Origin of the sequence: Paenibacillus popilliae ATCC 14706 (assembly GCF_000315235.1) — a bacterium.
GTDB lineage: Bacteria > Bacillota > Bacilli > Paenibacillales > Paenibacillaceae > Paenibacillus_B > Paenibacillus_B popilliae.
The window spans coordinates 78,059-84,730 of the sequence record NZ_BALG01000186.1 but is presented as its reverse complement, the minus strand read 5'-3'; the positions used below and the strand labels follow the sequence as shown (position 1 = coordinate 84,730).

The following is a 6,672-nucleotide window of genomic DNA, read 5'->3' as shown; positions in this document are numbered from 1 at the left end:
GGAATGTAAGGGGCTGACAAGTGCCTTTTTTTTGCATCTGATCTAAGCACTTTTACGCTGCAATTCTAGGCATTTTTAGTATGCAATAAACAGTTCATGGCACGATAACCCTCTGGAACACCGTCCAGATCAATCGTTACGTCAAAAACACAGCCAGGTTCAGATGTTCCGTCAAAAATGTCCGGTAATAATTCTTCCATGTATGCACGCGTTGGTGCCGGACCTCCCGTAAGAGTAATATTACGCCCGAAAAGACTTTCAAAGCCGATGGATGCTTCATCATACTGCGGAACACCAACACGACTGATAACCCCGCCGGCCCGGACAACGCCAATACTCATCTTGTAAGCAGGCATCAGACCGACACATTCAAGAACGACATGTGTTCCTTCACCATTCGTCAGCTCTCGGACTTTCGCTATGCCTTCTTCTCCGCGCTCAGGAATAACGTCTGTGGCGCCGAATTCAATACCAAGATCTGTCCGCTCCTTATGGCGGCCCATGAGAATGATTTTGTTGGCACCGAGTTTCTTCGCCGACAGAACAGCAAGAAGACCAACAGCTCCATCACCAATAATCGTTACAGTCGTATTCTCATTCACGCCTCCCATCACCGCCGCATGATAGCCAGTTCCGTATACGTCAGACAATGTCAACAGGGACGGCAATAAAGGAGAGTCTTCATCAATTTCGTCAGGCAATTTGAACATACTTCCCTGTGCTTGAGGCACTCGAACAAATTCCGCCTGGCAGCCACTCATAAAGCCCCCATGCTCACAAGAAGTCATCAATCCTTCTTGCAAAATGGACATGTGTTATCTCTATAAGCAAAAGGAACGACGACCAAATCGCCTTTCTTGTATCCAGTGCATCTATTTTTGCCATATCCTCTGTCGTTAGTTCAAAATCAAATACGTTGAAGTTTTCTTCCATTCTATTTTTATTTACCGTTTTTGGAATCACCACTACGCCTCTCTGAATCAAGAAACGTAAAGCAACTTGGGCTGTAGATTTGTTATATTTATCGCCAATTTCTTGTAAGGTTGCGTTGAAGTTGCTTACTCCGATCGCTTTGATTTTACCCGCCTTATAAAGTTCTTCCATCGCGCGATACGTTCCATAATAATCATTAAACGGCTGATGGATAAGGACTAAGTCCAGATAATCCAGTTGAAGTTTTCTAAGGGATTCCTCAATACATGATATTGATCTGGCTTGTTTGGCAGACCAAGATTTACAAGTGCCCCGTCCACATTAAGAATGGATAGAAAGGCATCAACGTCTATATTCGCAGACACTGTGTTTAAAATAAGATCAAATTGACTAGCCAACTCAGTGAACGTAGCTGGATCAGTGGTTGCATAATAGTGATTTGCGCCAAATGCAAGGGCTTCTTCTTTTTTGTTCATACTATGACTCAGGACAGTAACTTCTGCACCCATCGTATGGGCAAATTGAACAGCTAGATGGCCAAGGCCTCCCATTCCTAGAATGGCAACCTTCTTACCTGGTCCGGCATTCCAGTGTTTCAGAGGAGAGTACGTGGTAATACCTGCACACAATAGCGGGCTAGCCACATCCAATTCTAAGCCGTCCGGAATATGTACAACAAATCATCTGGCCGCAATTCTCTCCGTTCTATCGTAGTTCGTTCAAATGGTGCTTTTGCCGCTGGAACACTTAGCGCTCGAGTAGTCATGTTATGATTGTTACACATATTACAACATCCCTTTCTTAGAAAATGAATGAACCGGATGCGATTTATGTCTTATCCTGTTCAATAGTTAATATTCGCAATTATTTTAATGTGCATACGTCTATTATTATAATAGAATTAAGGTTTTTGCCTATTGTTAATTTGAAGCGAGAGCAATTACGTATGTTTCTTCATGATGCTGGCAAGTAAAGGAGCGCCCTTTTTCCGTAGTCGATTCCTGGACTTGCTGGAGAGAATTTGTGAGTAGGAAGTAGATATAAAAGCCACCTGCTGAAGGTGGCTTTTATATCTATTAATGGTCACAGCTGTTTCAGTCACAAACCTAATCCATCGATTTGTGTTCCTCATGCGCTCTAGCTGCCAAACGAATCACAAAGACAGTTTGCCGCTCTCCTAATGGAACAGCAATTTCTATTATCTTGAGAATCTTCCCTGAGCTTCATTAACTTCATCTATAGATTTCGATCTACAATCATGTCCGACTTCTCTTCGATAAGATAGGCTTCTGGCATTTGAATCTCCCGTGCAGTCATGATCGGGTTGGTAAAGAAGAATAAAGGATTCGTGTCGTACTGCTTCCTGTCGAATTCGATTCCTGTCTCTTTGGTTACTGTGGTCAGTGGAACCTGATACGTTTTTAACGGTTTGAGCCGGCTATCGAGATTGCCTCCCGCCTTATTATACTGACGGATGATGAATGCGAGCGTCATTAGGTTTAGGTTCTGGTCAACGAACGTGATGCTTTTCCAGAAGCCGTAGGGCACTTTTATTTTACACCCAGAAGGTCGATGTACCCCGCAATACTCGATGTCGCTATCTCTATGGATAGGTCCCGTAGTTACAATCATTTTTCTACCATCTTTAACATAAGCGAGCAACCAATTCTCCAAATCATTCCACACGCCTGTATTGAAATCGTGATGCTGTAGAGCAATATTAGCCCAGCAGAACGTATCGTGACTGGCCTGCTTTGCCTGAGCGCCCCAGCACACGTCATAACGGCGGGTCAAATGCCCTCTGTCCCAGACATTCTGCGCGTACAATTCGTTGCCAACCTGATTGTCCTTGCCAATCCGAGGATCGTAATGCCAACTGTTTTTGCGTTTAATCCTCCTAAACTTGGATTTGTCGATAATGGCTATGGAGTAAACGGCAAATTTGGTTTCCTTGTTCATGACAAGGGAAAAATGAGTGAAATCGAAGATTTCACCTTCGTTTAAAGCATGATTTTTTACTTCTCCCGTAAGGGTCGGATAATCGATCGCATAATTTGTTCCCAGGAATAACGGATTGTACCCTTTTGTTGTCGTTCTCATTAGATAGAGCCTCCCATGTTGTATCATTATTTGTGTGTAGCGATAAGTTTTACCGATTGCGGCTTCCGGACGCCCCCCGGCCGTCTCTTGGCTTCCTTCACCGCTTTAGCCGCATTGACTTTTCCATAGCCGAACCATTCGGAGTGCCCCTTCTGATCGTAGGTCCCACGGTTGTTGCCGTTATGATCAGGCAGCGTGTCCTGTATTTTATCGGCAGTTAGCTGTAAGATTGTCTTGACCTCAGCGGCACGTAAATCAGGGTTCGCGCTTAGCATCAAAGCTGCGACACCGGCAACAAGCGGCGTGGCGCTGGACGTGCCTCCGAAGTCGCCTGTATAGCGGCTCCCTAGTGTAAAGCCTCCGGATTCGTTATCCGTCGTCCAAATGCCCAGGCCTGGCGCAAATTTTTTGGGATCCATTGGATTAAAGTTATTACTCGGCGCGCAAACGCTTATTTCTTGCCCCCAATTGCTGTACTCTGCATGCCGGTTCTGACTGGTGGAAGCGGCTCAAGATCACCATCCACGTAGTCCTTCGGGCTGACAATTTTCCCGGGACCTTGAAAATCGGGGTGAGTAAGGTCGAATCCGTCATCAATTACCGCGACGACAATACGCCGATCTCCTTTGGTGACATCCCAGGCTTCAGGGGCAAAAACGCTTGCCGTTTTCACCAGGAAAGGCTTGTCCGCCGTCGCGTGAAGATGCCATTGCCGGGGAAACCATTCGTCGGTTGGCATATACATCAATTGAAATCTGTTAATCATATTTGGTTCCGCATAAGTGACCTCTTGTTCCTCAGCCAATCTGTTTGCAATTTTAATCGGATTCTCGTTGCTGTCAGCCGTAACTGCGACCAGACATGTGAACGGCATCTCGCCGTAAGTAAGAACTAGATTTACCTTATATTTGTCGAGTAACTGTTCAACTCTGCCCGGGGTTGCCTCTGCTTTGAATTGAATAGCAATTTCACCGGTTAGGTAATAAATCGTACCTTCCATCCCTTGCGGGGAATAAGCGTGATGTGCGACCACGTTAACGTTTTCAGAGCGAATCATCGCCATGGCGTGGTCACATTCTGTGCAAGTTGTTTTCACTTTGTATACGTTCGGCCCGAGCGGCTCAATTTCATGAACGCCGGATAAGCCCGCGATTTTCTCCAGCTTTTCGGGTTTTGAAACGATTACGGTAAACCGATCGTCTTCCTTCGACAAATCGATTTTCGTACCCCCTCGCCAGACATAACTGCCGTGGCTTGGCTCCTGCTGCACTTTTGGCATGACCACTTCTCCCTTTCTGCAATGTCAACGTGCATATGATTTTTTTCATAGAAATTAAAGCACTAATATGCATCAAAGTATAATTCTAGGAAATAAGGAGTGTCAATAAAAATAATTCGGGGAATCTATGTAATTATGGTATATTTTCTCTAGATCATTATAATTAGGGCCGCCCCAGTGAGCGTTCCAGCCGTCAATGTGTTACAAAACAAAACTCTATCGCAATGGATGCGATAGAGTCGGCTTGACGCTCCACTATTAAATTACTTTCGTCGTCCAGGATTCACAGTTCCATGTCTCCGTGACGACCTCGCGATAAAATTCAGGTTCGTGAGAAATAAGCAGGATGCTGCCCTTGTATGCCATGAGTGCACGCTTCAGCTCTTCCTTCGCATCGACATCCAGATGGTTCGTCGGCTCATCGAGCACAAGCAGGTTTGTCTCTATATTGACCAGCTTGCAGAGGCGAACCTTCGCCTTCTCGCCACCGCTTAGAACGGCGATCTTGCTCTCGATATGCTTCGTAGTCAGTCCACACTTCGCCAGTGCCGCACGCACCTCGAATTGAGTGAAGGAGGGGAACTCGTTCCAGATCTCTTCGATGCACGTATTATAGTTCGCCTCTTTGGCTTCCTGTTCAAAATAGCCGATATCCAGATGGTCTCCTCGTTCCACAGAGCCGGACTTCGCTGGAATCTCGCCGAGAATACTGCGCAGCAGCGTCGTCTTGCCAATACCGTTCGCACCGACAAGCGCAATTTTCTGGCCGCGCTCCATACGGAGGTTCAACGGACGGGATAGCGGCTCATCGTAACCGATGACGAAATCTTGGGTCTCAAACACCAGCTTGCTGGAAGCCCGGGAATCTTTGAAGTTGAACTGCGGCTTCGGCTTTTCCTTCGCCAGCTCAATAATCTCCATTTTATCCAGCTTCTTCTGCCTCGACATTGCCATATTGCGCGTAGCTACGCTTGCCTTGTTGCGTGCGACGAAGTCCTTTAGGTCGGCAATCTCCTGCTGCTGACGCTTATAAGCAGCTTCCAGCTGCTGCTTCTTCATTTCATAGACTTGCTGGAACTTGTCATAGTCACCGACATAACGGGTCAGCTCTTGGTTCTCCATATGGTAGATCAGGTTAATTACGCTGTTGAGGAACGGAATATCATGCGATATGAGAATAAAAGCATTCTCATAGGCTTGCAGGTATCGCTTCAACCATTCGATATGCTGTTCATCCAGATAGTTCGTCGGCTCGTCCAATAGCAGGATGTCCGGCTTCTCAAGCAAGAGCTTCGCCAGCAACACCTTCGTGCGCTGACCGCCGCTCAAATCGTTGACATCCTTATCCAGACCGATATCATTCAGTCCGAGTCCGCGTGCCGTCTCTTCGACCTTGGCATCAATCATATAGAAATCTTGATTGGTTAACGTGTCTTGAATCGTACCGACTTCCTTGAGGAGCTTCTCCAGCTCTTCCGAAGTTACGTCCCCCATCTTGCCGTACATGTCGTTCATTTCTTGTTCCAGGTCAAATAAATATTGGAAGGCTCCTCTCAAAACATCACGGATCATTACGCCCTTGCGAAGTACGGCATGCTGATCAAGATAGCCGACACGTACACGCTTGGACCATTCAACCTTGCCTTCATCTGGCTGAAGCTTGCCGGTAATGATATTCATAAATGTGGACTTGCCTTCTCCGTTGGCGCCGATAAGTCCAATGTGCTCCCCTTTGAGCAGGCGGAAAGATACATCCTTGAAGATCGCACGGTCTCCAAAGCCGTGGCTTAGTCGTTCTACGTTTAATATGCTCATCCATTACACCTTTTCTCATATACTTTGTGCTTGATTTATTATAAACGTTATCGGGCCTAAAAGGTAGTCATGTGAAGTTCCTTACAATTTCATAAGCTTTTTGAAAGCTGGATCGATGAATATGCAGAGGTCTGCTGTAATATATTTATGCCATGGAACAATAACTACGATTTCTTGAGGTGATAGAAATGAACGGAAACAAATTAGCATCTGCTCTGTGTTATTGGAGTGTCCTCTTCGCGCCGATTTTATTTCCGATTATCGTCTGGATTGTTGGCGCTCCTGACACAAAGACCCATGCCAAACGGGCTTTATGGACGCATATTCTTCCTACGATTACAGCCATTTTTGGGTTTGCCGCATTAGGAGTTATTAGCGTTGGCGTACAGGAGCCAGAAGTAACATTGGGGATTGGTTCAATGATCCTTTTCGCTCTTTGTGGTATCGTTAGTATATACTTCTTTATTTGGAATATTATCAAAGGTATTCAAGTAATAAAATCATAGCCCTGCTGCCTAATGGCTTGGTGGCAAAATGAAAATACT

The 6,672-nt window shown here is 45.8% G+C and carries 7 protein-coding genes and 2 pseudogenes; 1 reads left to right on the top strand and 8 read right to left on the bottom strand.

Annotation, left to right across the window (positions count from 1 at the left end):
* Window positions 1-65 precede the first annotated feature (65 nt).
* The 8 genes and pseudogenes from PPOP_RS13060 to PPOP_RS13030 all read right to left on the bottom strand — a co-directional run bounded on the left by PPOP_RS13060 (window position 66) and on the right by PPOP_RS13030 (window position 6,127).
* Window positions 66-812: a zinc-binding dehydrogenase gene (locus PPOP_RS13060; RefSeq protein ID WP_148277935.1), complete on the bottom strand. Its 747-nt coding sequence runs from the start codon at window positions 810-812 to the stop codon at window positions 66-68.
* Window positions 775-1,104: an aldo/keto reductase gene (locus PPOP_RS20690; RefSeq protein ID WP_006286951.1), complete on the bottom strand. Its 330-nt coding sequence runs from the start codon at window positions 1,102-1,104 to the stop codon at window positions 775-777. The genes PPOP_RS13060 and PPOP_RS20690 overlap by 38 nt, the downstream gene beginning before the upstream one ends.
* A gap of 3 nt (window positions 1,105-1,107) precedes the next feature.
* Window positions 1,108-1,161 (bottom strand): annotated as a pseudogene (locus tag PPOP_RS26320) (hypothetical protein); the annotation flags it as partial.
* Between the two features lie 35 nt (window positions 1,162-1,196).
* Window positions 1,197-1,613 (bottom strand): annotated as a pseudogene (locus tag PPOP_RS13050) (zinc-binding dehydrogenase); the annotation flags it as partial.
* A 556-nt stretch (window positions 1,614-2,169) separates the two neighbouring features.
* Window positions 2,170-3,033: a DNA/RNA non-specific endonuclease gene (locus PPOP_RS13045; protein WP_006286949.1), complete on the bottom strand. Its 864-nt coding sequence runs from the start codon at window positions 3,031-3,033 to the stop codon at window positions 2,170-2,172.
* A 26-nt stretch (window positions 3,034-3,059) separates the two neighbouring features.
* The gene (locus PPOP_RS25330) at window positions 3,060-3,488 is read right to left on the bottom strand and encodes a S8 family serine peptidase (protein ID WP_093471051.1); all 429 of its coding nucleotides are present in this window, start codon (window positions 3,486-3,488) and stop codon (window positions 3,060-3,062) included.
* Window positions 3,485-4,312, bottom strand: a complete 828-nt coding sequence (locus tag PPOP_RS13035) for a S8 family serine peptidase (protein ID WP_042228760.1) — start codon at window positions 4,310-4,312, stop codon at window positions 3,485-3,487. Before PPOP_RS13035 ends, PPOP_RS25330 begins: the two co-directional genes overlap by 4 nt.
* A 258-nt stretch (window positions 4,313-4,570) precedes the next feature.
* On the bottom strand, window positions 4,571-6,127 hold the full coding sequence (locus PPOP_RS13030; protein ID WP_006286946.1) for an ABC-F family ATP-binding cassette domain-containing protein: 1,557 nt from the start codon (window positions 6,125-6,127) through the stop codon (window positions 4,571-4,573).
* A gap of 188 nt (window positions 6,128-6,315) precedes the next feature.
* Here PPOP_RS13030 and PPOP_RS13025 point away from each other — a divergent pair, with 188 nt between their 5' ends.
* Complete coding sequence (locus PPOP_RS13025) at window positions 6,316-6,633, top strand: magnetosome magnetite crystal formation protein family (protein WP_006286945.1); 318 nt, start codon at window positions 6,316-6,318, stop codon at window positions 6,631-6,633.
* The last annotated feature ends 39 nt before the right edge of the window (window positions 6,634-6,672 follow it).